This window comes from Seonamhaeicola sp. ABD4_175 (genome assembly GCF_056160885.1).
Map to the genome: position 1 here is coordinate 686,611 of NZ_JBSWYC010000002.1, position 25,870 is coordinate 712,480.

Annotated in this window: 20 protein-coding genes and 1 tRNA gene; 13 read left to right on the top strand and 8 right to left on the bottom strand. The window is 33.0% G+C overall.

From position 1 onward, the window contains the following. Positions 1-147: 147 nt before the first annotated feature. The 8 genes from ACXAG4_RS09360 (at position 148) to ACXAG4_RS09395 (ending at position 12,510) form a co-directional block, all read left to right on the top strand. Positions 148-3,786 carry a SusC/RagA family TonB-linked outer membrane protein gene (locus ACXAG4_RS09360; RefSeq protein ID WP_475295814.1) on the top strand — a complete coding sequence of 1,213 codons (3,639 nt, stop codon included), beginning with the start codon at positions 148-150 and terminating at the stop codon, positions 3,784-3,786. Positions 3,787-3,797: 11 nt separating this feature from the next. Next, complete coding sequence (locus ACXAG4_RS09365; protein WP_475295815.1) at positions 3,798-5,333, top strand: RagB/SusD family nutrient uptake outer membrane protein; 1,536 nt, start codon at positions 3,798-3,800, stop codon at positions 5,331-5,333. Between the two features lie 174 nt (positions 5,334-5,507). Beyond that, positions 5,508-6,890 carry a TlpA family protein disulfide reductase gene (locus ACXAG4_RS09370; protein WP_475295816.1) on the top strand — a complete coding sequence of 461 codons (1,383 nt, stop codon included), beginning with the start codon at positions 5,508-5,510 and terminating at the stop codon, positions 6,888-6,890. A 2-nt stretch (positions 6,891-6,892) separates the two neighbouring features. Continuing rightward, a complete protein-coding gene (locus ACXAG4_RS09375; RefSeq protein WP_475295817.1) occupies positions 6,893-8,095 on the top strand; it encodes a DUF4369 domain-containing protein in 1,203 nt (400 codons plus the stop codon). Positions 8,096-8,110: 15 nt separating this feature from the next. Then, positions 8,111-9,313: a DUF4369 domain-containing protein gene (locus ACXAG4_RS09380; protein WP_475295818.1), complete on the top strand. Its 1,203-nt coding sequence runs from the start codon at positions 8,111-8,113 to the stop codon at positions 9,311-9,313. A gap of 17 nt (positions 9,314-9,330) precedes the next feature. Beyond that, a complete protein-coding gene (locus tag ACXAG4_RS09385; protein WP_475295819.1) occupies positions 9,331-10,515 on the top strand; it encodes a redoxin family protein in 1,185 nt (394 codons plus the stop codon). Between the two features lie 15 nt (positions 10,516-10,530). Further along, complete coding sequence (locus tag ACXAG4_RS09390) at positions 10,531-11,019, top strand: protein-disulfide reductase DsbD domain-containing protein (protein WP_475295820.1); 489 nt, start codon at positions 10,531-10,533, stop codon at positions 11,017-11,019. A gap of 3 nt (positions 11,020-11,022) precedes the next feature. Further along, the gene (locus ACXAG4_RS09395) at positions 11,023-12,510 is read left to right on the top strand and encodes a hypothetical protein (protein WP_475295821.1); all 1,488 of its coding nucleotides are present in this window, start codon (positions 11,023-11,025) and stop codon (positions 12,508-12,510) included. A 244-nt stretch (positions 12,511-12,754) separates the two neighbouring features. On the opposite strand, the gene ACXAG4_RS09400 is transcribed toward ACXAG4_RS09395, so the two are convergent. The 7 genes from ACXAG4_RS09400 to ACXAG4_RS09430 all read right to left on the bottom strand — a co-directional run bounded on the left by ACXAG4_RS09400 (position 12,755) and on the right by ACXAG4_RS09430 (position 20,599). Beyond that, a tRNA-Asp gene (locus tag ACXAG4_RS09400) sits at positions 12,755-12,828 on the bottom strand. 131 nt (positions 12,829-12,959) lie between these two features. Next, a complete protein-coding gene (locus ACXAG4_RS09405; RefSeq protein WP_475295822.1) occupies positions 12,960-13,889 on the bottom strand; it encodes a DUF58 domain-containing protein in 930 nt (309 codons plus the stop codon). An 11-nt stretch (positions 13,890-13,900) separates the two neighbouring features. Then, the gene (locus ACXAG4_RS09410; RefSeq protein WP_475295823.1) at positions 13,901-14,446 is read right to left on the bottom strand and encodes a ClpP family protease; all 546 of its coding nucleotides are present in this window, start codon (positions 14,444-14,446) and stop codon (positions 13,901-13,903) included. 94 nt (positions 14,447-14,540) lie between these two features. Then, positions 14,541-14,858, bottom strand: a complete 318-nt coding sequence (trxA, locus tag ACXAG4_RS09415) for a thioredoxin (RefSeq protein WP_475295824.1) — start codon at positions 14,856-14,858, stop codon at positions 14,541-14,543. Positions 14,859-14,995: 137 nt separating this feature from the next. Next, positions 14,996-19,381, bottom strand: coding sequence for a DNA polymerase III subunit alpha (dnaE, locus tag ACXAG4_RS09420; protein ID WP_475295825.1), 4,386 nt, complete (start codon positions 19,379-19,381; stop codon positions 14,996-14,998). A 170-nt stretch (positions 19,382-19,551) separates the two neighbouring features. After that, a complete protein-coding gene (locus ACXAG4_RS09425; protein WP_475295826.1) occupies positions 19,552-20,001 on the bottom strand; it encodes a ferritin-like domain-containing protein in 450 nt (149 codons plus the stop codon). A 148-nt stretch (positions 20,002-20,149) separates the two neighbouring features. Continuing rightward, complete coding sequence (locus tag ACXAG4_RS09430; protein WP_475295827.1) at positions 20,150-20,599, bottom strand: ferritin-like domain-containing protein; 450 nt, start codon at positions 20,597-20,599, stop codon at positions 20,150-20,152. Between the two features lie 203 nt (positions 20,600-20,802). On the opposite strand from ACXAG4_RS09430, the gene ACXAG4_RS09435 reads away from it, so the two are divergent. From ACXAG4_RS09435 to rimM, 3 genes are all read left to right on the top strand, one after another. After that, on the top strand, positions 20,803-21,873 hold the full coding sequence (locus tag ACXAG4_RS09435) for a lactonase family protein (protein ID WP_475295828.1): 1,071 nt from the start codon (positions 20,803-20,805) through the stop codon (positions 21,871-21,873). An 86-nt stretch (positions 21,874-21,959) separates the two neighbouring features. After that, positions 21,960-22,478 (top strand): 30S ribosomal protein S16, encoded by a 519-nt coding sequence (locus ACXAG4_RS09440; protein WP_475295829.1) that lies wholly within the window; start codon positions 21,960-21,962, stop codon positions 22,476-22,478. A 142-nt stretch (positions 22,479-22,620) separates the two neighbouring features. Continuing rightward, the gene (gene rimM / locus ACXAG4_RS09445) at positions 22,621-23,148 is read left to right on the top strand and encodes a ribosome maturation factor RimM (protein ID WP_475295830.1); all 528 of its coding nucleotides are present in this window, start codon (positions 22,621-22,623) and stop codon (positions 23,146-23,148) included. On the opposite strand, the gene ACXAG4_RS09450 is transcribed toward rimM, so the two are convergent. Next, a complete protein-coding gene (locus ACXAG4_RS09450) occupies positions 23,149-23,604 on the bottom strand; it encodes a hypothetical protein (protein WP_475295831.1) in 456 nt (151 codons plus the stop codon). It lies immediately after the preceding gene. A gap of 133 nt (positions 23,605-23,737) precedes the next feature. On the opposite strand from ACXAG4_RS09450, the gene ACXAG4_RS09455 reads away from it, so the two are divergent. Both ACXAG4_RS09455 and ACXAG4_RS09460 read left to right on the top strand, forming a co-directional pair. After that, positions 23,738-24,454, top strand: coding sequence for a tRNA1(Val) (adenine(37)-N6)-methyltransferase (locus ACXAG4_RS09455; protein WP_475295832.1), 717 nt, complete (start codon positions 23,738-23,740; stop codon positions 24,452-24,454). Positions 24,455-24,587: 133 nt separating this feature from the next. Then, positions 24,588-25,766: an acyl-CoA dehydrogenase family protein gene (locus ACXAG4_RS09460; protein ID WP_475295833.1), complete on the top strand. Its 1,179-nt coding sequence runs from the start codon at positions 24,588-24,590 to the stop codon at positions 25,764-25,766. Positions 25,767-25,870: the final 104 nt, after the last annotated feature.

Sequence of the window (25,870 nt, forward strand, 5' to 3'; positions counted from 1 at the left end):
AAAAGAGGTTAGGAATTCTCACAACACAAACCTCAACTTCCCCTAATTCAATTAATTAATGTTTAACTAATTAACGCTAACAAATTTATGGAATTTAAATTAACAAAAGGTTTTTTCCTTTTAAGAAAAAATCTCCCTAAAATCATTATGAGAACATTCATATTCTTATTATGCACAACAGTTTTTGGGTTTTCGTCCACAAACATTATGTCTCAAAATGCTAAGGTTAAAATTGAAACAGATCAAAGCCTTTCAGTTGATCAAGTTTTTGATTTAATTAAAGCACAAACAGACTACAGGTTTATTTACAGATCTGATATGTTTAAAAACTACCCAAAAGTAGATGTGAAAAAAGGCACTGTAAAAGCTAATAAACTTCTAGAAAAAAGTCTTTCTAAAGGCAATTTTAAGTTTAACATTTCAGCTAATAATACCATAACTATAAAAAAAGCTGCAGATGTACAAGAATTAGTTTTAACAGGAATTATAACTGATAAAAACGGCATGCCTTTACCTGGTATTACTGTATATGTGTCTAGCAGAGAACCTGGTTCTGGTAAAATATCTAGTGATTTTATAGTTAGAGGTACCGCCACCAATATTGATGGTGAATTCTCCTTAAAAGCCGAAGTTGGTTATTATTTAGTAGCCTCTGGGTTAGGGTATGAATATTATAAAACTAAAATTACACCAAACAAAACAATTTATAATATCGAATTAAAAGAACAGTTAAGTTCTCTAGACGAAGTTGTAGTTGTATCATCTGGTTACCGAGAAATTTCTAAAGAACGTGCAACGGGTTCTTATGTAGGTGTTTCAAAAAATCAAATTGAAAAACCTTCAACTAGTATTGCAGAAAGATTAACAGGTGTTGTGGCTGGTTTACAAACAACAACCAATGCAGATGGTTCCATAGCTATACAAATTAGGGGGCAATCATCATTAAGCGCTAATGCGCAACCTTTAATTGTTGTTGACGGTTTCCCAATAGATTCTGGCTTAAATATATTTGGAGATTTAGGAATTGCTAACAGCAGCAGCCCCGATATTAACGGAGGTTTTGGCACTATTAACCCAAATGACGTAGAAAGTGTAACTATATTAAAAGATGCCGCAGCAGCTTCTATTTGGGGAGCTAAAGCAGCAAATGGTGTTATTGTTATTACAACTAAAAAAGGCAAAAAAGGAAGAACAAACGTTTCTGTATCATCTTTTGTGAGAGCTTCTAGTAAAATAGATTTAGATTATGCTTTAGCTAGAGCTAACAGCCAAGAAACATTAGCTTATGAGCAAGCAGCTTTTGATACTAACTTTTTTGGTAGTGTTTTAGGCAACCCTCCAGGAAATAGCCCAAGCACCAGAGATTTTGGTCCATATTCACAAGCTATTGTAGCTATGAATGAGGCACGCTTAGGAAGAATTACCACAGCCGAAAGAGACGCTACACTTAGCTATCTTTCTTCTTTAGATAATAAAAAGCAAATTAGAGACAACTTATTAAACACACCTTTAGTTACGCAACACAATATTGCTATTAATGGCGGTACAGAAAAAATGTCTAATAGTTTATCTTTAATGTATGAAGATAGCAAAACCTATTTTCAAGGAGATAAACAAACAAAATATCTTATCAATTTTAGAAACAACACAAAATTAAGTAACAGGCTTAATTTTGAGTTTAGCGCTATGTTACAACATAATGATATTGATACTAATTCTGGTCAGGCAGATCCGTTATTTGGTACTGGAGGTATGTTAAACACCATAAAATCTTTAGCACCATGGGATATGCTTAAAAATGAAGATGGCAGTATAACAGATATGTCTTATTTGCATTACTACAGACCAAATGTAGATGCTTATGTTCCTTTTAATAATTTTCCTTACTCAGACTGGTCTTACAACCCCATTACCGAAATTAACAATAGAGACTTAAACACTAAGCAATTAAACGCAAGAATAAATGCAGGCTTAACTCTAGATTTAATAAAGGGAATGAAATTATCTTCTAGAATTCAATATGAAATTTTTAATTCTGAAGCAGAAAATTATTATAGCGACAAAACATTTGATGTTCGCCAATTTATTAACGAAACATCGGGTCCTGAATGGAATTTTGGTGGTGTACCAACACAGTTAGTTCCAAAAGGCGGTATTTTAGAACAAGGTAGCAGCGAAATTAGATCGTATAATTTTAGAAATCAGTTAAGCTATAATCGAACTTTTGGTGATAAGCATAATATAGATTTTATTGCAGGTACAGAAATGTCTAACAGGGTGTTTTCTACAACATCAAATCCAGCTGCGTTTGGTTATGACCCAGAAAGATTAACGACTTCACGTTTATTAGTTGATGTAGACACGCACTCACTATGGAATTTTTTCCCAGCACGTTTCAGTAGCTTTTTTTACAACTTTGATTTAGCTCCAGAACACTCATTTACAGAAAGAACAAATAGATTCTTTTCTATGTATGGCAATTTAGCTTATACATACAATAACAAATATACCGTTTCGGGTAGTTACAGAACAGATGCCGCAAACATAGTAGCTCCAGATCCTAAATTACGTTATGATCCTTTTTGGTCTGTTGGCTTAGGTTGGCATGTAGATAAAGAAGATTTTATGAATAATGTTAATTGGGTAGACAGGTTATCACTAAGAGCAACATACGGTGCTGGAGGTAACATAATACCAAGTGCATCATTCACACCACTAATTAATTTAAGTAACTCCTTAGACGATGTTACAAACCAAATAACAGCTCGTGTTACAGACCTTGGTAACCCACAACTAAGATGGGAAAAAACCTATAGCTGGAATTTAGGGGCAGATTTTTCTTTATTTAACAGCAAATTAAATGGTGCTATAGATGTTTATAACAAGCAAGGTAAAGACTTAATAGTTAATCAAGGTTTAACATCTGTGTATGGTACAACTAGCCAGTTATTAAACAGAGGTGAAATGGTGAACAAGGGGGTTGAAGTAAGTTTAGGTACCACACTACCAATAAATGGCAATGACATTGTTTGGTCTGGTAACTTAACGTTTTCTCACAATAAAAATGAAATTACAACTTTTGAAAGAGGTGTTTATACAGCATTAGATTTAACTGCTGGCCCAACAACCTCATACAGAGAAGGTTTTGATGCTAACACCTTATGGTCTTACCAATACGGCGGCATGTTTGATTTTGGCACTGGCACGCCAGAACCAACTGTAATAGGTGTAGATGGTGAACTAGCACCATTAACCACATTTGTTAATGGCGATGCCAGAACTTTTATGGAGGCTCAAGGCACAACCAATGCACCAACCGTAGTTGGTTTTAGAAACTCATTTAAAATTCACGACTTTAACTTATCTTTTATTGTTACAGGTAAATTTGGCCATGTTTTTAGAAGACAAGGCTTTAATTACAATGCTGTTCTTGGTGGAAATACTAGTGTAAACGAAAAGTACAATGAAGTTGCAAACGGAGACCCAAACAGCATTATACCTATACCAGAAATCTCATCTAGATATTTTTTCTATACCAGGTTTTACCCTTATATGAACTATTTAACTGAAAGTGCAGACCACATAAGGTTTCAAGAAGTTAACTTAACGTATAATTTACCTAATAAAGTAATATCTAAATTAGGCTTAAATAGTTTAAGTTTTTATGCGCAAGCAAATAATGTTGGTGTGGTTTTATTTAATGATTTTGATGAAGACCCAGAGTTTCCAAAAGGCACTTTAAGGCCACAGGCTACTTTTACATTTGGTATGAATTTAAACTTTTAAACTAAAACACTATGAAAAAAACATATAAATATATAGCAATATTACTACTTATAACAGCTTTTAGTAGCTGTGATGATTTTTTAGAAGAAAATCCTTCTAAAAACGACTCGGTAACACCAGAATCTTTAGAAGATTTTGAAGCGTTATTAAATAACTATAATGAATTTTCAGATGAAGTTATTTTCCCTCTAATTTACGGTTCAGATGATTTTGAGTTAAGCACAAATATGCATGATAATTTTAATAGAGCATATACTCCTGCTAGTGCTATATTTGGTACTTGGAACACAGAGTTAGCAGCCAATGAATCTGGTAGATTTTCTGGTTGGCCAGCAGAGTGGGAAAAAATATTTACAGCCAATTATATTTTAGAACAAATTGACGCTGTGGCAGCCTCTGAAGAAGAAAAAGCCAATATAAAAGCCGAATGCTATTTTATTAGAGCTTACAGTTATTTTGTTTTGGCAAATGTTTATTGTTTACCTTATTCTACTACTAATTTAGATGAATTAGGCTTACCAATAAAACAAACAACAAGTTTTAGTGAAAGTACAGCCAGAGTTAGTCTAGGCGAAACTTATGATTTTATAGAGGCAAACTTAATGAATGCTTTAGAAATCACAAGAGAATTTAGTCAATTTAATGGTTTAAATAACTCTTGGCGCGCAAGTACAGCTGCAGTTAATGGTTTTGCAGCAAGGTATTATTTGGCATTAAATGAATATGCTTTGGCACAAGATTATGCTCAAAAGGCACTAGATGAATATAGTAATTTAAGAAACTATAATACAGATATGCGTTTTTCTGATATACCAGCTTTTGCAACTATATTTAATCCTGCCCCAGAGCGTGTTGAGTTATTATATCCTTATACACACGATCAACAATCTATTGCAGAAGATAGGCTTGAATTTGGAGAAACCTATTATTTCAGATTTTTGTCAAACCCTAATTGGGCAAACTGGCCATCACAAGAATTACTTAATCTTTATGATGATGAGTATGATTTAAGATATAAATTTCACGTAGTTGAAGACTATTCATATGCTCGTGGTGCCATAGCGCCACCATTTAGTTATCCTGGTTATATTTTCTTTTATAAAGATGATATTCCAAGTGGGCCTTCTGTACCAGAAATGTTATTAATTAAAGCAGAATGCCAAATTAGGCAAGGTGCTTGGGCAGACGGATTACAAACTGCAAACATTTTAAGAGCTGCAAGAATGGATGCCACAGCACCTGTAGATGCAATAGAACTTAGCGCGTTAAATCAAAGCGAAGCATTAACAAAAGTTTTAGAAGAGCGCAGAAGAGAAATGCCTTTTGTGCATAGGTGGTATGATATTAGACGTTACAATAATAATGATGACGCATCTGATGATGTAATCTTGTCTAGAACATTCTACCCTTTTAACTCAAGTGCTATTAATGGTGGCGAAGCGCCAATAACAACAACACTTGATGTAAAATCTAGAAAATTCGCTTTTCCAATTCCAAATGAAGAAATTTTAATTTCAAACGGAGAGCTAGAACAAAATCAGTATTAATTATTTTGTTAGTTATTTTTTAAACAAGGCTTATAGATTATAAGCCTTGTTTCCCCTATAAACTATTCTTAAACCATTAGTTAATTAACAAATCATTAACTAAAAAAATTAAGGGTTACATAGTTTAAAAATCTTCATATATAAAAACACAAAACACTATTTAAAAATTACAGTATGGGCAAATTAAAATTTATTACCATAGCTTTTTCAATTGCTATGCTTTGGGCTTGTAAAAAAGAAACTCCTGTTAACTATGCGTTATTTTCTGGAAATATTAGCAATACTAAAGGTGGCGAACTTAAAGTAAGCTCGTTAAATGGTTTTTCAAAAACAATTAACGTGAAAGACACAGGCATGTTTTCTGATACTCTTTTTATAGAAGAAAACGGTGTATACAATGTACGCTTTGGCAATTTAAGATTTGCTGCATATATAAAACAAGGCGCTAATATTAATATTGAAGCCAATGAAAAAGAGGCTTTAAAAAGCCTGAAACTAAAAGGAAGTAACGCAGAATTAAACAACTACTACGTTAACAAAGCCATTAAGAATTTTGATTTTATGATGGATAGAGAAAGTAATTTTAATGTGGATGAAACTACTTTTGAAGCTAATGTTTCCAATTTTCAAAAAGATTTAGAAAACCATCTTACCTCACTTAAAGATATTCCAGAAAACGTTAAAGAAAAAGAGTTAAGAGCACTTAACTATGGAAGATTAGCTAAAAAATCTAATTATGAAAGAATGTATGGCTATTTAACAAAAAACCGAGAATTTAAAGCTTCTGAAGCCTTTAAAAAAGAATTGGAAGAAATCACGCTTGACAACGGGGAAGATTATTTATACTCATCAGATTATCAAAGCATGGTTTCTAATAGTATTCGAAGTGCTGCTATGAAATATTACAGTCAAGATTCTTTGCCCTATCCAGAGGCAAATGCAAAAGCAATGGCTGATATCGCTAACCCAATCATTAAAAACGCCGAGTTATATAAAGCTATTTCAATGCGTTTACCAATGTCAAAAGATAAAGACAAAGATCTTCAAGACTTTTTAAATGCATCAACAAACCAAAAACACATTAAAAAAATAAAAGAATTACACGAGTCTCTAAAAGTTTTAGATAAAGGGCAACCATCTCCTAAATTTCATAATTATGAAAATTATGCAGGTGGCACAACTTCTTTAGATGATTTAAAAGGTAAATACGTTTACATTGATGTTTGGGCAACTTGGTGCGGGCCATGTAAATATGAAATTCCATTCTTAAAAAAAATAGAAGAGCAATACCATGGTAAAAACATTCATTTTGTAAGCATTTCTACAGATAAACAAAAAGACAAAGATAAATGGAAAGCTATGATTGCCGATAAAGAAATGGGTGGTATACAGTTAATTACAGATAACGATTTTAACACTTCTTTTGTATCTGATTATAAAATTATGGGTATTCCTCAATTTATACTATTAGACCCTAATGGTAATATTGTACAAGCCAATGCTCCAAGACCTTCAGATAAAAAACTAGTAGAATTATTTAATTCTCTAAATATATAATTATGAAAAAAAGTATTTTAATATGCTTAGTGGCTGCTATATTTTTTGCATGTAAAAACAAGCCAAATGCACAAGAAACTATTACTGGTTACACTATTACAGGTACCATTAAAGGCTTAAGTTCTGGTACAGTAAAAATTGTAGAAGAAGGAAATAGAGACCGCTCTAAGTTAAAAACAATAAATAGTACAGAAATAGCTAATGGTGAATTTAAACTTACAGGAAAAGTAGAACACCCAGATATGGTTAGCTTAGTTATTAATGATAAAAGTAGTAGTTTCTTTTTAGAAAATAGTCCAATAGAAATAACTATAAATTGGTCTGATGTAAAAGAAAACGATTGGCGATTCACTTCTACAGTATCCGGTTCAAAAACACATGATGAGTACACAAAAATAGATCAGAAAGCAAAAGCTGTTTTTAAAGACCCTAAGTATAAGGTTTTAGACTCTCTTAGAAATTTGGTTATTGCAGCTAAAAAAAGCAAAAATCAAAAAGATATGGATAAAGTATCGGCGCTTCAAAAAGAACTAAGACCATTAATGTTAGAACAAAGTGAAAGGTATACCAATACTAAGTTTAATTATGTAAAAGCAAATCCTAGTTCTCCTGTTGCTGTACATATTTTAGGGTTTCAGTATTCTGAAGGCAGAATGAGTAAAGATCAACTAAAAGAATATTACAATTTATTTACAGGTGATGCCCGTAAAACATCATTTTTTAAAAACTATATTACAAAGGTTTATAAAGATAATTTTGAAAACTTAGGTGTTGGTAATACAGCACCAGATTTTACACTTAAAAATTTAGAAAAAAATAACCTTACGTTATCTAAAATAAATGCCAAATATAAATTGGTAGATTTTTGGGCAAGCTGGTGTGTGCCATGTAGAAATTCTTTTCCTCATTTAAAAGAATTAAGAAAAGAATATAAAAATGATGGTTTTGAAATTATTGGTATAGGTACTGCAGATGTTGAAGATAAATGGCGTAAAGCTATTAAAGAAGACCAAACGCCGTGGTTACATGTATTTGATACTTCACCTGTAAAAAATGGAAGAGCATCCTATGGAGCAATAGCAAAAGCTTATGGCGTTCCTCATTTACCAACTACATTTTTAGTAGATGCTAATAACACTATTGTATTAAGAAACCCAACCAAAGAAGAGTTAGATGCTAAACTTAAAGCGCTATTTGGTCATTAATAAAGTAGTAGAATTATGAAAAGCACTATATTAAAATTATCAGGATTACTGCTTATTAGTTGTCTGTTTTGTATGAGTTGTAAAACCAATAATGCACCAAACGGATATACAATTACAGGTAATGTTAAAGGAGCAGAAGATGGTACTTGGGTAAAACTTAAAAGCACACCATCATTATTTACCGATCCTTTAATTACTATTGATAGTACTACAATTACTAATGGCACATTTAAGTTTACTGGTAAAGTGGCTAATGTAGATATGGTAGGTGTACATATTGGTACAAAAACTAGCGCATATTTTTATCTAGAAAACAGTAAAATTGCCATTGATATAGATGTATTAAGTTCTGAAGCAACAAGTGGATACAATGCTGCCAAAGTAACAGGATCTAAAACTCAAGATTTTTACAAGCTACAATTACAAAAAATGGATAGCATTAAAAATCAAGATAAATACGGTGCTTTTAAAGGGTTTAGAGAAATGGTTATGGCCGCAAAACAGTCTAAAGACGCTGCTTTAATGGATAAAGTAAAGCAAAAAATGGAAGCTTTAGAGCCCTTAGAAAAACAGCAACAGGAAGAGCTTAAGACGTTTAAAACAAACTTTGTAAAAAACAACCCTACATCACCAATTGGACCTAAAATAATGGGAGTTTCATTTAGTGAAATTATGATGTCTAGAGAAGAAATGAAAACAGTATATAACCTTTTTAAAGGTGATGCTGTAAAGTCTAGTGCTTTTAATTTCATTAAAAAAACCTATGAAGATTATGTAGAAAAGTTTGTTGCAGGTGCTACGGCTCCAGATTTTACCTTAAAAACAGTATCTGGAGATGACTTAACCCTGTCTAATGTTAAGGCTAAATATATATTAGTAGATTTTTGGGCTAGCTGGTGTGTACCTTGCAGAGCTTCTTTCCCTAAGTTAAAAAAGGTTTATAACACCTATAAAAGTGAAGGTTTTGAGGTTGTAGGTGTGGCTACTGGTGATAAAGACAAAAATTGGAGAGATGCTATACAAAAAGACCAAACGCCTTGGTTGCATGTTTTTGATGTAAATAAAAAATCTATAGGAAGAAATGGAGATGTAGCTGATGCCTATGGTGTTCCTTTTTTACCAACTACTTATTTACTAGATAGTAACCTAAAAATTATACTTAGAAACCCTACAAAAGAAGAATTAGCTACAAAACTTAAAGAATTATTTAAGTCTTAAACTTAACAATATATACTATGAAAAAAATACACAAAATACTATTTGTTTGCTTTATAGCGCTTATAAGCTTTAATAAAAACAACGCTCAAAATAAAGATAATACTTTTACAATTACAGGTGAGATTAAGGGCTTAAAAGGAAATTTATATTTTAGACATCCAGATAAAGAGTATACCAGAACAACACCTTCAGATTCTATTATAGTTACTAATGGTAAATTTAAATTAACAACAAACGTTTCTAAAGTTGCTTTAATAAGGGTGTTTCCTAAGTTTAATGGTCCTGACAAAAAACTATCAAAAATACCAAAAGGCGGTAGAGGTTATTTTCCTGTTAAATGTGCTTCTATAATGGTATATGCATCGCCAGGTGCAAATATCACAATTAAAGGCGAAGCAAAAGATTATTTTGATGCCTACCCAAGCGGTGATGCTTTTAATGATGGTTTAGCTAAAGTTAACAAACTTATGTACCCAATGTATAATGAGATGGGTAATTTAGCAGTAGAAAGCACCTATACTGATGATAAAGCTAAAAAAGAAGAGATTAATAAAAAGTCAGAAGCTATTTCTAAAAAATCTATAGATGCTCTAGTTAATCATATAAAAAATAACCCTAATGCTTTAGCTTCTGCTTGGTATTTAAACGATTTAATGTTGCGTACCCAAGTTACTAATGAGCAAGCAGAAGAACTATTTAGCGTATTATCTACAGATTTAGCTGCTTATAAAGATTATAAAGATGTTGCAACAAGAGTACAGGGTATTAAAGAAACTGCAGATGGTTCTCCTGTACCAAGCATAAAAACCAATGCAACTTTAAATGGTGAAATTTTTGACATTAACAGCCTAAAAGGTAAGTATGTTCTTATAGATTTTTGGGGTATATGGTGTGGTCCTTGCGTTGCAGAAATGCCTGAAGTAAAAGAGTTTCAAGAAAAACATAAAGATAATTTAGTAGTTGTTGGTATTAACTCTGGAGATACAAAAGAAAAAATAGAAGCCTTTGTAAATAAAAATAATTACGGTTGGATGCAATTAATGAGTGATAAGAAAAATACACCAGACAATTTTGTAAACAGGTTTAACGTACAAGGGTTTCCTACGAAGTTTATAATAGACAGAAGAGGAAAAATAATTAAAAGATTTGTTGGTAGCGGAGAAGAAGCCTTTAAAATGCTTGAAGAGTTACTTAAAAGCTAATTAATAACAAAAATTATGCGTATAAAACATTTTATGGTATTTATAGCTTTTGTTGCTATTAACTGCACAATTGTTGCACAAACTAGAGGTAATGAGTTTGATGCGCCTACACCTGTAGATCCTGTGAAAGTTAATGCAAATATTGTTTCTACAGAAGACCCTACAGTTAAAACATTAATTTTTAATGCAACAATTTTAGAGGGCTATCATATTTATGCCTATGTATCTCCACAAGATCCATATATACAATCTAAAATAGAATTAAAACTTCCTGAGGGTATTAATAGTATAGGTGAACTTCAAACCCCAACTATTAAGGCTTATCCAGGAAAAGGAGAGTTATATGTGTACACCGGTAAAATTCAGTTTAAGCAATCTATAAAAATAGGGGCTAATTACAACAACACAAATACAATTACATGCGGATTGTTTTATCAAACCTGTAATGCCAATATTTGTTTACCACCTACACAAAAAGACGTTTTATTAACTATAAAAAATTAAGGAATGAAAAATTCACTACATAAAATTTTGCTTATCATTATTATGATAGCTTTAGTGCCTACAGGCTATAGTCAAACACAAAAGTCTAATTTAAAAATATTATATGTAGGTACAAACCCAGACAAACCATTAACAGATAGAGAAAAAAGAATATCTAGTAACATAGAACGTAAAGTTGCATTACGAAAAACTAGAGCAAACGATTTTAAAAATTTTATTGGCCAATATTTTAATTCTGTTACAGTAGTATATGGTGATGAATTTAAAGAAGAAATGGCATCTGATTATGATGTTACCATTATTGATGCGTACTTAAAGCATTTTGCAGGAGGCTATACAAAAGATGAAAATGGAGAAATAACAGGCTATACAACCAGAAAGTTTTTAACAGAAAACTATAACGCTGCAACAATAATGATTGGGGAACCATCTGCATATATTGGAGAAGGAAGAGATTTAAAAATTGACCATTTATGTTTATGTTTAGATGCTCATGCTCATGGTATGAAATTAGATCACCCTATTTTTAACACACCTAACAAAGTAAGCGTAGCCTATGAGACCATAGAAACACCTGCTAACTACAAGGCAAGATATGGAGGCAGAAATTTAGAAGAAACAATGCAAATGTGGCGAGTACAAACCGAAGGATATACCGAAGGAAAAGGAATGCCTGTAGGTTTAGTTTCTACAGGTTACGCTTTTGACAATGGTATAGATGCCGAATGGATTTCTGGAGGTAACAACTCTAAAGGTGTAGAAGCTACTGCTATTGGGCGTCATGCAAATTTTTTACATTGGGGTTTTGCTGCAGCACCAGAATATTTAACAGAGAGTGCTAAACTAGCTTTTATAAATGCTATTCACTATATAGCACCTTTTAAAGGAACAAAGCAGATTACTAAAAAAATAAAAAGAATGCCTTTAAGAGAATATCTTAGAGAAAGCCAATGGACGGTTTCTGATGAAGGTTCTGCTGCATGGTTGCATTATGTTAACAAAGACCTAGATAAAAGAAAAGAAAACAAAGCAAAACTACAAGAAAAGAAAGATGCTGGTGAAGAACTCTCACAACTAGAAAATATGATGTTAAGAATGCCTATAGAAAAACATACAAGAATTTGGACTATTAGGCATGAGCCACAAAAGTTAAAGGACAAGTTTGGAGAAAATTGGGCTATGTATGAGAATTATTATATTGAAAATATGGATTATTTTTACCCAATTCCTAATGAAAGATACACATATTGGAGTGATGTAGATGAAGATGCTAAAGCTTTAGGAATAGCGAATAACAATATTAAAATTTTAGAAACCGCTATTACTATGCTTGTTAATAAAGACCGCACAGAAATGGCTAAACGTATCTTAAAAAGGTACACTAATGAATCATTTGAATCGGCTAAAGAATGGAAAAAATGGTTTAAGAAAAACCATAAAAGCCTTTACTTTTCTGAAGGTGATGGTTTTAAATTTATTGTAATTCCTTAATATTCCCCAACAATATTAGGTATTCAAAATGAGCTTTAATTAGCTCATTTTTTTTATATAGTGTTTAAACAAAAAAGCATCCCAATTTTCAATAATGAAAAAAGGAAAGCTTTCCATTGGTAAAATACTGAACTGCTCCAGTATCTCAACCTTTTTACCTCAATTTATATTGAGATAAAACAACACAACATCTTTAAAATGCCAAAAAAGCCTTAAGAGTCTTAAGGCTTTTTAGCAATTTTTGCGGTCTGGACGGGACTCGAACCCGCGACCCCCTGCGTGACAGGCAGATATTCTAACCAGCTGAACTACCAGACCGTTGCATGATTGCGGATGCAAATATACAAGGCTTTTTCAATATCGCAAATCTTTTTTTATGTTTTTTTAAAAAAAAATTTCTGACGCATATGCATTACACAAAAACGCACTGTTTATAAGGCTTTTAACTACTATATGAATTTTTGCCTCTCTACCATATAAGTTGTTAATATATGGTTGAAACTATCGTTAATATCGGCTTCTACATATTTTATTTTGTATTGCGCGCATTTTAATTTTAATGCTGTAAAATATGCTTTTACCCTTTGCAAATAGTTTTCTTTTACATTATCGGCATACAAATTTATATATTCGCCTGTTTCAACATCTATAAAACGCTTTGGTGTGTTATCAAAATTAAAGGCAAATTCTTTTTCTTTATCAAAAACATGAAATAATATTACTTCGTGCTTATTATATTTTAAATGCCTTAGTGCCTCAAACACTTTAGTTTCATCTTCATTTGTTTGAAACATGTCTGTAAATAAAAAAATCATAGAGCGCCTATGAATTTTCTCTGCTATTTCATGTAAATAAGTGTATGTTTCGGTTTGCTTATTTAAAGGTTTTTTAATGACGGTTTCGCTTAAAGCATTTAATAGCATTTGATGATGACGCTCGCTGCCTTTTTCTTGGGCATAAAAATTATAAGCATCACTATAAATACTTAAACCAACGGCATCACGTTGTTTTTTTAGCATTTGCATTAATGCGGCTGCGGCAAGTGCTGAAAACGCTATTTTGTTCAACTTGTTTATTGAAAATTGCGTCATTTCAGGATAATGCATTGAGCTACTATTATCTAAAATAATGTGGCAACGTAAATTGGTTTCATCATCATAACGCTTGGTATAAAGCTTATCGGTTTTTGCAAATAGCTTCCAATCTATATGGCGCGTACTTTCTCCCCTATTATAAATTTTGTGTTCTGCAAACTCTGATGAAAACCCATGAAACGGACTTTTATGCATACCCGCAACAAAGCCTTCAACTACTTGTTTTGCAAGCAGCCCAATATGCTTAAAACCTTCGGCTTTATTTAACTCTTTGCGAATATCCATTTAGTATAATACTACTTTAAAACAGCATCAACTATTCCGTATTCAACAGATTCATTGGCACCCATCCAATGGTCTCTATTAAAGTCTTTCATTACTTTTTCAAAAGCTTGCCCACAATTATCGGCTAGTATTTGGGCACTTAACTCTTTAGTTAAAATAATTTCTTTGGCAGTAATTTCAATATCACTAGCTTGCCCACGAGCACCACCACTTGGTTGATGAATCATTACACGAGCATGCGGTTGTATAAAACGTTTACCTTTTTCACCTGCCGATAAAATTATTGAACCCATTGACGCAGCAAAACCAGTGCATATAGTAGACACGCTACTTTTCAGGGATTTTATACAATCATAAATAGCAAAACCTGACGTTACGTAACCTCCTGGACTATTAATATATAAATGAATGGTAGCTGTTTCTAAAGCATCTAAATACATTAAACGATCTATAACATGTTTGGCTGAATCATCATCAACCTGCCCCCATAAAAATACTTTTCGTTCTTCTATTAATTTGGCATCTATAGCATCTTGTACTTTACCTTTTTTGCTCATTGTTTATAATGTTTCTTGATTTAAAAATTACTCTAAAATAAAAAAAGGTTTGCCATTACAGCAAACCTTAACCATTTTCTTTTTCTATAATTTATTATAATGCTGCTTCTATAGCCTCAGTGTATGAGTTTTTAGGAGCTACACCTACTTTTCTATCTACAACCTCACCGTTTTTAAATACTAAAACCGTAGGTATGTTACGCACACCGTATTTAGCAGCAAACTCTTGGTTAGCATCTACATCAACTTTACCAACAACAGCTTTACCTTCGTACTCACCGCTTATTTCTTCAATAATTGGTCCTACCATTCTACATGGCCCGCACCAAGCAGCCCAAAAATCTACTAATACAGGTTTGTCACTTTTTAATACTGTTTCTTCAAATGTTGCATCTGTTATTTCTAATGCCATAATATATATTTTTAAATGTTATCTAATTATTTAATTACAAAATTAGTCAAAAAAAACGCCGAAGCTTACAAACTAACAATTTGTTTTGTTTATATCGTTATTATTTGGGTTTATTAAAAAAAATTTCTGCAATTTACTTAATTCAATTTATAATGAATATGTTGCGATTCTAATTCTGAAATTAATTCTTGGCAAACACGTACTTTTTGTTTTCTACTTGGCATATTCAGCTTAATCTTATCCTTAGCATCATACACTATAAAATTTAAAGCATGATTACCAGGATGCATGCTTAATAAATCTTGAATTTTAGTAATAGTATCTTCTTTTAAATCGTTTATATTAAGTTGAAGCGATAGTTTTTTAGCATACTGCTCCATAACATCATGCAACAACTGAAAACTATTAAACTGTATACGTGGGTCGCTTTTTTTACCAGTATCTTTATTAGTCCAACCTTCACGAACAAAGGCCTTAACAAACACAAAACTATTTACCATTAAAAAGTGCCTAAACTTTAAATAATCTTCGCCAAAAATTCTGAATTCGAAACTATCGGTGTAATCTTCAATAGTAAACATACCCCAACCTTTACCCTGTTTACTTACACGATGTTGTACATCGGTAACAACACCACCAAACACCAATTCTCTATTAACGTAGGGTTCTAAATTATTAAACATGCCAACGGTAGCATTACAGAAGGTTTTCATTTCTGTTTTAAAATCATCCAACGGATGCCCAGAAATATAAATACCAACCACTTCGCGCTCTTTAGAAAGCTTTTCCATGGTTCCCCAATCTTCACAAGGCGGAATTGTGGGTTCTGCAATTTGAACATCGCTAGCTTCACCAAACAAACTTACTTGTGCTGAATTTTCGTTTTCCTTATGTTTTTGAGCGTATTTAATAACCATTTCTAAAAAGGTTAAATCGCTTTCTTTATGAAAATACTGTGCTCTATGCGTATCTGTAAAACAATCGAAACCACCTGCATAGGCTAAATTCTCGAAAGCTTTTTTGTTTGCTGCTCGTAAATCGATGCGTTTTGCCAAATCGAAAATAGATTTATACGGGCCATCTTCTTTTCTATTATCAACAATTGTCATTACCGCACCATGGCCTACTCCTTTTATAGCGCCCATACCAAAACGAACCGCACCATCGTTATTTACCGAGAATTTATAATAACTTTCGTTTACACTGGGCCCAAGAACATCTAGCTTCATTCGTTTACACTCTTCCATAAAAAATGTAATGGTTTTAATGTCGTTCATGTTATTAGACAGTACTGCTGCCATATATTCGGCAGGATAATGCGCTTTTAAGTAAGCCGTTTGGTAAGCAATCCACGCATAACATGTGGAGTGCGATTTGTTGAAGGCGTAACTAGCAAAGGCTTCCCAATCTTTCCAAACTTTTTCTAATATTTTAGCATCGTGCCCATTTGCAGTAGCCTGCTCAATAAACTTAGGTTTCATTTTATCGAGTACCGCAATTTGCTTTTTACCCATGGCTTTACGCAAAATATCGGCTTCACCTTTGGTAAAATCGGCTAGTTTTTGCGATAGTAACATTACCTGCTCTTGATATACCGTAATACCGTAAGTTTCCTTTAGGTATTCTTCCATGGCCGGTAAATCGTACTCAATTTCTTCGTCGCCATGTTTTCTTCGAACGAAACTTGGAATATATTCCATTGGCCCAGGGCGATACAAGGCGTTCATGGCTATTAAATCTTCAAACACCGTAGGTTTTAAATCTCGAAGGTGTTTTTGCATTCCTGGAGATTCGTACTGAAACACCCCAACGGTTTCACCGCGCTGGAATAACTCATATGTTTTTTCATCATCTAAAGGAAAACTTTCTGGATCTAATTGAACATTGTGTCTTGCCTTTACAATTTTAACGGTGTCTTTAATTAAGGTTAATGTTTTTAACCCTAAGAAATCCATTTTTAGTAATCCTGCCGATTCTACTACAGAGTTATCAAACTGAGTTACATATAAATCGGAATCTTTTGCAAGCGAAACAGGCACAAACTTAGTAATATCGTCTGGTGTAATAATTACACCACAGGCATGAATACCGGTGTTACGCACCGAACCTTCCAACATTCTAGCAGTATTTACAGTTTCTGCTTCAAGACCACTTCCTTCAGAAATATTTAAAAGTTCGTTTACTTTTTCTAGTTCTTCAGCTCTAAATTTACCTGCCAAAGCTTTTTCATCTAAACCAAAAATTTTATTTAGTTTAGACATGTTTGGAATTAGTTTAGCAATTCTATCGGCATCAAACAACGGTAAATCTAGCACACGTGCAGTATCACGAATACTGGATTTTGCTGCCATAGTACCGTAAGTAATAATTTGCGCTACTTGGTTGGCGCCGTATTTTTCAATAACATAGTCCATTACCCTACTTCGGCCTTCATCATCAAAATCGATATCGATATCGGGCATACTAATACGATCTGGGTTTAAGAAACGCTCAAAAAGCAAATCGTACTTCATGGGGTCTATGTTGGTTATCCATAAACAATATGCTGCTACCGAACCTGCAGCTGAACCACGCCCTGGCCCCACCGATACATCCATATTTCTAGCTTCACGAATAAAATCTTCAACAATTAAGAAATATCCTGGGTAGCCTGTGTTTTCTATAACGCTTAACTCAAAATCGAGGCGTTCAGTAACATCTTCGGTTAGCGGTTCGCCGTAACGTTTTTTTGCGCCTTCGTAAACTAAATGACGTAAATACGCATTTTCACCACGTTTCCCTCCATCTACTAAATCTTCATCGTGTTTAAATTCGTCTGGTATATCAAATGCAGGTAATAATACATCGCGTGCTAACTGGAAAGCTTCAATTTTATTTACAATGTCTTCGGTATTGGCAATGGCATCAGGCAAATCTTTAAATAGCGCCTTCATCTCATCAGAAGACTTAAAATAATACTCCTGATTTGGTAAACCATAACGATACCCGCGACCGCGACCTATTGGTGTGGCTTGCTTTTCGCCATCTTTTACACACAATAAAATATCGTGTGCATTGGCATCGGTTTGTTTTTGATAATACGTGTTATTGGTGGCTACTAATTTTACATTGTGTTTACGTGCTAATTTAACCAAGGTATCGTTTACACGATTTTCATCTTCTTGATTATGGCGCATAATTTCAACATACAAATCGTTGCCAAATTGTTGTTTCCACCAAATAAGGGCTTCTTCGGCTTGATTTTCGCCAATATTTAATACTTTACTTGGCACTTCTCCGTAAAGGTTACCTGTTAAAACAATAATGTCTTCTTTGTATAGTTCAATAAGTTTTTTATCAATTCGCGGTACGTAATAAAATCCATCAACAAAAGCATGCGAAGATAGTTTTGCTAAATTGTGATAACCGTTTTTATTTTTAGCTATTAAAACAATTTGGTAACCGTTATCTTTTCGGGTTTTATCTTTATGGTCTTCACAAACAAAAAACTCGCAACCAATTATGGGTTTTATTAATTTTTTATCTGTGATTTCTCCTTTTTCTTCTGCAGCCTCAATAGCTTCTTTTATGCTCTTATTTTTGTTATTTATTGCATTTATAAAATGAAATGCACCCATCATGTTTCCGTGATCGGTTAAGGCTACTGCTGGCATATTGTGTGATGCTGCAGCCGAAACTAAATCTGGAATACTTATGGTTGACTGTAATACCGAGAATTGTGAGTGGTTATGAAGGTGTACAAAATCTACTTCCTTTAATTCGGAAATGTTTTGTTTTATTTCTTCGGAAGATATTTGAGGTTCTTCGTTTTTTTGAAGCTTAGCTCTAATTTTAGCACTTTCCTTTTTTAGGTTTATGTGTTTTAAACCTATAAGCTGAATTTCTTGCGGATTGGCTTCTTTGAAATTTTTAAAATAATCGGGCTCTACATCAAGTTGCTCCTTGGTGTATTCTTGCAAACGTACAAGCTCTAAAAAACAACGTGTTGTTGCCTCTACATCGGCAGTTGCATTATGCGCTTCGGCAAAAGGCTCGTTAAATAAAAACTCGTGCAACTCGGTTAGGGTTGGTAATTTAAATTTACCACCACGGCCACCCGGAATTTTACACAGTTGTGCCGTATGCTCGGTACAGGTATCTAAAACCGGTAATTCTTGTAATGCGTTGGTAACATTTTCACGAACAAATTCGGCGCCCATAATGTTTAAATCGAACTTTACATTTTGCCCAACTACAAATTTGGTTTTACTTAAAGCTATGTTGAATTTTTCTAAAACTTCGGATAGCGGCACACCTTGTTCTGCTGCTAACTCGGTAGAAATACCGTGAATTTTTTCGGCATCGTACGGGATATTAAATCCATCGGGTTGTACTAAATAGTCTTGACTTTCAATACAATTGCCCAAAGCATCATGTAATTGCCATGCAATTTGTATACACCTTGGCCAATTATCAACATCGGTAATGGGTGCATCCCAACGTTTTGGTAATCCGGTAGTTTCAGTATCAAAAATTAAGTACATACGTTTAAATTTATAATATGTTTGAGCAGCTAATGTTTAAAAAAACGAGTTTATAAAAATACGCAGAATTTCGGCTTTTTCAACAGGAACTTGTTATGAGTTTTAAACAAATAAAAAACGCAACCTACATTGCGTAGATTGCGCTTTTTCAAACTAACTAACCAACTAATTTATGAAACTAACTCTTCATGCACCTTTTCGGTATTGATTGCTGCTTGTATGGCATTTTTTTGATTAAATAACATAGCATCAATACTTGGTGGTAATGTTCTTTCTTTTATTATTTCGTTATACTCTTTTAAACTGGCTTCTTCACCACGAATGGCTTCTTGTAAAATAGCTTCTTCGTCGTTTGATGAAAATAAAGATTTTAAGCTCATCCAATTTCTATGCATTGTGCCTTTAAAACTTCCTGTTTCTTTAGGCTCTTCACCATAATTTAAAATTTCTGTTCTTATTTGTTTAGCAAACTCGCTGCGCTCTGTAGCTCTTCGTTTAAAAAAGATTCTCAAATTGGTACTTTCTACATTTTTAGCTGCATTTAAATACCCTTTTTCGGCGTCGTAATTTTTTACTAAAAGTTCATTTAACTTATTTGAAATTTCTTCAGTGTACTTCATAATTCTAATCTTATCATTTTAAATTTCAATAATTTTTTTTGAGATGCTTATTGTTTCACATCTATTGTAAATATAAGGCTTTACAAAGCTTATGTCAAGCTATTTAACAAGGTTTAAAATACCTTTAAGAACGTATTAACAGTTTAGTTTAAATCATAATTTTAAGGTAAGACCGTTCTGTATCAATAACATTTTTAATTGATGTTTTGTGTTCTTGTAAAACATTGTTAGTGCTATTGGGTAATTTGTTGTTTTTTAAAAAATCTTCGTACTTATTAAGGTTGGCTTTCTCTTCTTTAATAGCCTCTTCTAAAACTAAAAGCTCTGTATTGTTACTAAAAATGGTTTTTAAATTTAACCAATTCCTATTAAGAGTTTCAGCAAAACTACCCGTGTTTTCAGGTTGTTTACCAAAATTTTTAATTTCATTTTTTAGTTGCGCATCAAATTTATTTTTATCATCTACACAACGCTTAAAAAACAACTTAAGTCTGCTGTCTTCAACATTTTCAATAGCATTTAAATAGCCTTTTTGCGTGTGATGATTTTTTAATAATAACTCGTTTAATCCGTTAGAAACTTTATCAACATACTCCATAATTCAATTACATTTTAAATTTCAATAATTTCTTTTATGATGCGTATTGTTTCACATCAAACTTATTTAAAACTACAAAGTAAAATAGCCAATAAAAAACGTTTAACACTGTTTAGCAGAATTTTAATACAATTTAACAACTCAAAATATTGCTGTAACGACTATTAATAGCGTATTTTTGAAAACCAGCAACTAAAAAAACAATGAAATTTAATTACTTAACATTCATATTAATATTAGCCAGCTTGCAATTACTTGCGCAAGAAACACCTTTGTATATAGGCACATTTACAAATGATGGCAGCCAAGGTATTTACCACACAACATTTAATGAAGAAACAGGAAAAATGGGCGTAATTAATTTAGCTATTGCTACAGACGACCCATCATTTTTAGCGTTATCACCAAATAAAACCCACCTTTATGCTGCTCATAAAAACGGTTTTGTTTCTTCTTACAAAATAGAACCCAATTATAAATTATCATTACTAACCCGCGTTAAAAGCGAAGGTAAAGGCGCTTGCCATATTGCTGTAAACACTGCAGGTAATAAGGCCGTTGTTTCTAATTATGGTGGTGGCACTGCGGCTATTTTACCAATAGATTCTGATGGTATGTTAGGTGAAGCTTCTCAAGTTTTTAATAAAAATTCTGAAAATAAAACCTCAAGAGCGCATTCAGCTTTTTTTAATGAAGATGAACTTTACGTAGCTTATTTGGGCAAAAACGCTGTGTCTCAATATAAATTACAAAAAGGTGATAACAATAATAATATTTACAAACTGAAAGAAAACGCCATTGTTAACGTAACCGGAAACCCAGGACCAAGACATTTCACCTTTACAAAAAACGGAAAATTTGTTTACATTATAAATGAGCTAGCAAGCTCAATAACCGTAGCAAAAAAAACTAAAAAAGGCTTTAAACTTGTTGAAACCGTTTCTACACTTCCAAAAGATTTTAATGAAAAAAACAACTGTGCAGATATTCATTTATCTAACAACGAACGCTTTTTATATGGCTCAAACCGTGGACAAAATACTATAGCTATTTTTGAAAGAAACCCAAAAAATGGCAAAATAAAACATATTAAAAACGTGCCTGTTCATGGTAACTGGCCAAGAAACTTCACCTTAAGTCCTAATGGCAATTATGTTTTAGTAGCAAACCAAAAAAGTCATAATATTTCGGTATTTAAAGTAAACAAAACCAATGGCAACCTCAACTTTTTGTACGATGTTAAAACACCATCGCCAGTTTGCTTAATATTTTAGCTAAATGCTTGAAAATTAAAAATATTAGAGTATCTTTGCGCCCTCATTAATAACCCGAGGTCGGGAACCTCAAATAATTAATAATTATGCCAGTTAAAATTAGATTACAAAGACACGGTAAAAAAGGAAAACCTTTTTACTGGATTGTTGCTGCAGATTCGCGCGCAAAAAGAGATGGTAGATACTTAGAGAAATTAGGTGTTTACAACCCTAACACAAACCCTGCAACTGTTGATTTAGATGTTGATGGTGCAGTAAAATGGTTACAAAACGGTGCACAACCAACAGATACCGCTAAAGGATTATTATCTTACAAAGGTGCATTATTAAAAAATCATTTAGCAGGTGGTGTAAAAAAAGGTGCTTTAACTGAAGAGCAAGCTGAAGCAAAATTCAATGCCTGGTTAGAAGAAAAAGCTGCTAAAATTCAAGCAAAAGCCGATGGTTTATCTGAAGCTGAAGCAAAAGCGAAAGCTGATGCATTAGCTGCTGAAAAAGCTGTTAACGAAGCAAGAATTGCTGCTGCTGCACCAGTAGTTGAAGAAACTGAGGAAGCTACTGAAGAGGCTGCTACCGAAGCTGAAGCTACAAACGAAGAAGAATAAAAATTAATTTTTTATACTTTTAAACTCCGGTACAACGTATCGGAGTTTTTTTATTCCCACGAAAGTGAGAATCTAAACCAATAATAAATTTCTAAAAAAAATATTTCCGTATGCGCGGAAATAGAAAAAGATTACCTTTTCTATGAAAAAAGACAATTGTTTTTACTTAGGAAAAATTGTAAAGAAATATAGCTTTAAAGGCGAAGTGTTGGCAAAACTTGATACAGACCAACCAGACATTTACGAAAACTTAGACGCTATTTTTATAGACCTAAAAAATAATCTTGTCCCTTTTTTTATAGAAAAATCGCAATTACACAAATCTGATTTACTACGCATTAAATTTGAAGATGTAGATACCGAGGCCGATGCCGACGCCATAATGAAAACCAACCTGTTTTTACCTCTAGAAATGTTACCAAAATTAGAAGGTAATAAATTTTATTTTCATGAAGTTATTGGTTTTACTATAACCGATAAAAACTTTGGAAATGTTGGCACATTAAAAGCAATAAATGACGCTACAGCGCAAGCCCTTTTTGAAATAGACCGCAATGGCACCGAGGTATTAATACCAATGAATGATGAATTTATTATAGAGGTAAACAGAACAAATAAAACTATTATTGTAGAAACCCCCGAAGGTTTAATAGATTTATACTTACAATAACTAAAGTGCCGCCATTATAGGCTCTCCTCTTTCAATTAAATGTATTCTTGCCTGTACAATATCACGCTGTTTTAGTAAAGCTCTACAAAGTGATAGTGGTAAATTTATTTGAGACAACAATTCATCATATTTAGCAACACACAACAACTCATTTGCATAAACTTTAGATAAAAAATCTAAGTCACTACCCATTTTAACTTGTTGCTTAAAATTAGTTCTAATTAAATGAAAACGTCTTTTTAAAACAATTTGCATCTCGTTGTTTTCATCAAAACGTTTTAATTCCTTCTTTAATGCTTGAATAAACTTATTGCGCTGTGCAGCACTTTTTTTACTAAAAGCTATATTATCTGTAAATTTTAGGTCTTTACTAGCTTTATTATAAGCGTTTTCAATTTCTTCATTTAAAATAACTAAGTCGTTTAGCTTCTCTACAATGTAATCTGTCTGTTTCAAATCCCAAAAAATTTTTCGTTTTTAAATATACGTATTAACAACTCTGTTTCGATTTTTAAAGTATAAAGTTTTAACAAATGTTTTCAACAATCAACAATAATTCTTTACTATTGTGCTTACAAAAAACACAAAAATGGCTCAAAAACCCTTTAGTTTCAAACAGTTTACAATAAATCAAAACAAATGCGCCATGAAAATTGGCACAGATGGAGTTTTACTTGGTGCTTGGGCTAGTATAAAAAAACAACCTTTTGCCGTGTTAGATATTGGTGCTGGCACTGGTATTATTGCGCTTATGCTAGCACAACGAAGCAATGCTGAAGTTATTGATGCTATTGAAATTGATGCCGATGCTTACGAGCAATGTGTTGATAATTTTGAGCAATCTCCATGGGGTGATCGTTTATTTTGCTATCACGCGTCATTAGAGGAATTTGCTGAAGAAATTGATGATGAATATGACCTCATTATATCAAATCCGCCTTTTTATTCTGAAGACTTTAAAACCGAAAATACCTCAAGAGACATTGCTCGTTTTCAAGACGCTTTGCCATTTCACCATTTACTAAATTGTAGCGTAAAATTACTATCAAGAAACGGCACTTTTTGTGTGGTTATTCCTTTTAAAGAAGAGGAAAAATTTATAACCTTGGCTAAAAATTTTAAGCTTTATCCAAACAAAATATTACGTGTAAAAGGTAACAAAACATCTGACATAAAACGCAGTTTAATTGAATGTTCTTTTACAAAAAGCAATGTTTCAATAAATGAATTAACTATTGAAACAGAAAGACACGAATACACACCAGAATACATTGAATTAACAAAAGAATTTTATCTTAAAATGTGATTTATTAAAGCCAACTCACTAATACATCATTAGCCTTCATGCTTTAGTTTCAAAATTAAATACTTCACAAATAAACCTGTTTTCTTTAAATTATTTTCAATAAATTTGATTTTAAACTGAATAATATCAAATTATGAAGCCAGATTTATTCGAAGCTCCAGACTATTATAATTTAGACGAGCTCCTTTCCGAAGAACATAAATTAGTACGTAATGCTGCCAGAGACTGGGTAAAACGTGATGTATCTCCAATAATTGAAGATTATGCCCAAAAAGCAAAATTTCCCACACAAATTATTAATGGCTTAGCCAGTATTGGCGCTTTTGGCCCATACATTCCAATGGAATATGGTGGCGCTGGTTTAGATCAAATTAGTTATGGCCTCATCATGCAAGAAATTGAACGTGGTGACTCTGGTGTGCGTAGTACGGCTTCGGTACAATCATCATTAGTTATGTATCCCATTTGGAAATACGGTAACGAAGCACAACGAAAAAAATATTTACCCAAACTTGCTAGTGGTGAATGGATGGGGTGCTTTGGTTTAACAGAACCCGACCATGGTAGCAACCCTGGTGGTATGGTTACTAATTTTAAAGATATGGGCAACCATTATTTACTTAACGGCGCTAAAATGTGGATTAGCAATGCACCTTTTGCGCAAGTAGCTGTAGTATGGGCTAAAAATGAAGAAGGCAGAATTCATGGCCTTATTGTAGAACGCGGTATGGAAGGCTTTTCTACACCAGAAACACACAACAAATGGTCTTTACGCGCAAGTGCTACTGGCGAACTTATTTTTGATAATGTAAAAGTACCTAAAGAAAATTTATTACCTAATAAATCAGGGTTAGGCGCACCATTAGGGTGCTTAGATTCTGCCCGTTACGGTATTGCTTGGGGTGCTATTGGCGCTGCTATGGATTGCTACAATACTGCTTTACGCTACAGCAAAGAGCGCGTACAATTTGGCAAGCCTATTGGGCAATTTCAGTTACAACAAAAAAAACTAGCTGAAATGATTACAGAAATTACTAAAGCGCAGCTTTTAGCATGGCGTTTGGGTGTTTTAAAAAATAACGGCAAAGCAACTTCTGCTCAAATTTCTATGGCAAAACGCAACAATGTTGCCATGGCTTTAAATATTGCTAGAGAAGCCCGCCAAATGTTAGGTGGCATGGGTATTTCGGGTGAATTTTCTATTATGCGCCATATGATGAACCTTGAAAGTGTTATTACTTATGAAGGCACACACGATATTCATTTACTAATTACTGGGCTAGATGTTACTGGTTTAAATGCCTTTAAATAAACACGTATTTCATTTAGAAATCAACAAACTCACTACATCGTTTTAGTAAAAAATCTCTGGTGAATATGACTTTTGACAGTTTTTTTCAGAAGTTCTAAATCTAA

What these genes read in the sequence shown, in the direction of transcription:
- ACXAG4_RS09360 (WP_475295814.1), top strand. Translation starts at nt 148, where the DNA reads ATGAGAACATTCATATTCTTATTATGCACAACAGTTTTTGGGTTTTCG.
- ACXAG4_RS09365 (WP_475295815.1), top strand. Translation starts at nt 3,798, where the DNA reads ATGAAAAAAACATATAAATATATAGCAATATTACTACTTATAACAGCT.
- ACXAG4_RS09370 (WP_475295816.1), top strand. Translation starts at nt 5,508, where the DNA reads ATGGGCAAATTAAAATTTATTACCATAGCTTTTTCAATTGCTATGCTT.
- ACXAG4_RS09375 (WP_475295817.1), top strand. Translation starts at nt 6,893, where the DNA reads ATGAAAAAAAGTATTTTAATATGCTTAGTGGCTGCTATATTTTTTGCA.
- ACXAG4_RS09380 (WP_475295818.1), top strand. Translation starts at nt 8,111, where the DNA reads ATGAAAAGCACTATATTAAAATTATCAGGATTACTGCTTATTAGTTGT.
- ACXAG4_RS09385 (WP_475295819.1), top strand. Translation starts at nt 9,331, where the DNA reads ATGAAAAAAATACACAAAATACTATTTGTTTGCTTTATAGCGCTTATA.
- ACXAG4_RS09390 (WP_475295820.1), top strand. Translation starts at nt 10,531, where the DNA reads ATGCGTATAAAACATTTTATGGTATTTATAGCTTTTGTTGCTATTAAC.
- ACXAG4_RS09395 (WP_475295821.1), top strand. Translation starts at nt 11,023, where the DNA reads ATGAAAAATTCACTACATAAAATTTTGCTTATCATTATTATGATAGCT.
- ACXAG4_RS09405 (WP_475295822.1), bottom strand. Translation starts at nt 13,889, where the DNA reads ATGGATATTCGCAAAGAGTTAAATAAAGCCGAAGGTTTTAAGCATATT.
- ACXAG4_RS09410 (WP_475295823.1), bottom strand. Translation starts at nt 14,446, where the DNA reads ATGAGCAAAAAAGGTAAAGTACAAGATGCTATAGATGCCAAATTAATA.
- trxA (WP_475295824.1), bottom strand. Translation starts at nt 14,858, where the DNA reads ATGGCATTAGAAATAACAGATGCAACATTTGAAGAAACAGTATTAAAA.
- dnaE (WP_475295825.1), bottom strand. Translation starts at nt 19,381, where the DNA reads ATGTACTTAATTTTTGATACTGAAACTACCGGATTACCAAAACGTTGG.
- ACXAG4_RS09425 (WP_475295826.1), bottom strand. Translation starts at nt 20,001, where the DNA reads ATGAAGTACACTGAAGAAATTTCAAATAAGTTAAATGAACTTTTAGTA.
- ACXAG4_RS09430 (WP_475295827.1), bottom strand. Translation starts at nt 20,599, where the DNA reads ATGGAGTATGTTGATAAAGTTTCTAACGGATTAAACGAGTTATTATTA.
- ACXAG4_RS09435 (WP_475295828.1), top strand. Translation starts at nt 20,803, where the DNA reads ATGAAATTTAATTACTTAACATTCATATTAATATTAGCCAGCTTGCAA.
- ACXAG4_RS09440 (WP_475295829.1), top strand. Translation starts at nt 21,960, where the DNA reads ATGCCAGTTAAAATTAGATTACAAAGACACGGTAAAAAAGGAAAACCT.
- rimM (WP_475295830.1), top strand. Translation starts at nt 22,621, where the DNA reads ATGAAAAAAGACAATTGTTTTTACTTAGGAAAAATTGTAAAGAAATAT.
- ACXAG4_RS09455 (WP_475295832.1), top strand. Translation starts at nt 23,738, where the DNA reads ATGGCTCAAAAACCCTTTAGTTTCAAACAGTTTACAATAAATCAAAAC.
- ACXAG4_RS09460 (WP_475295833.1), top strand. Translation starts at nt 24,588, where the DNA reads ATGAAGCCAGATTTATTCGAAGCTCCAGACTATTATAATTTAGACGAG.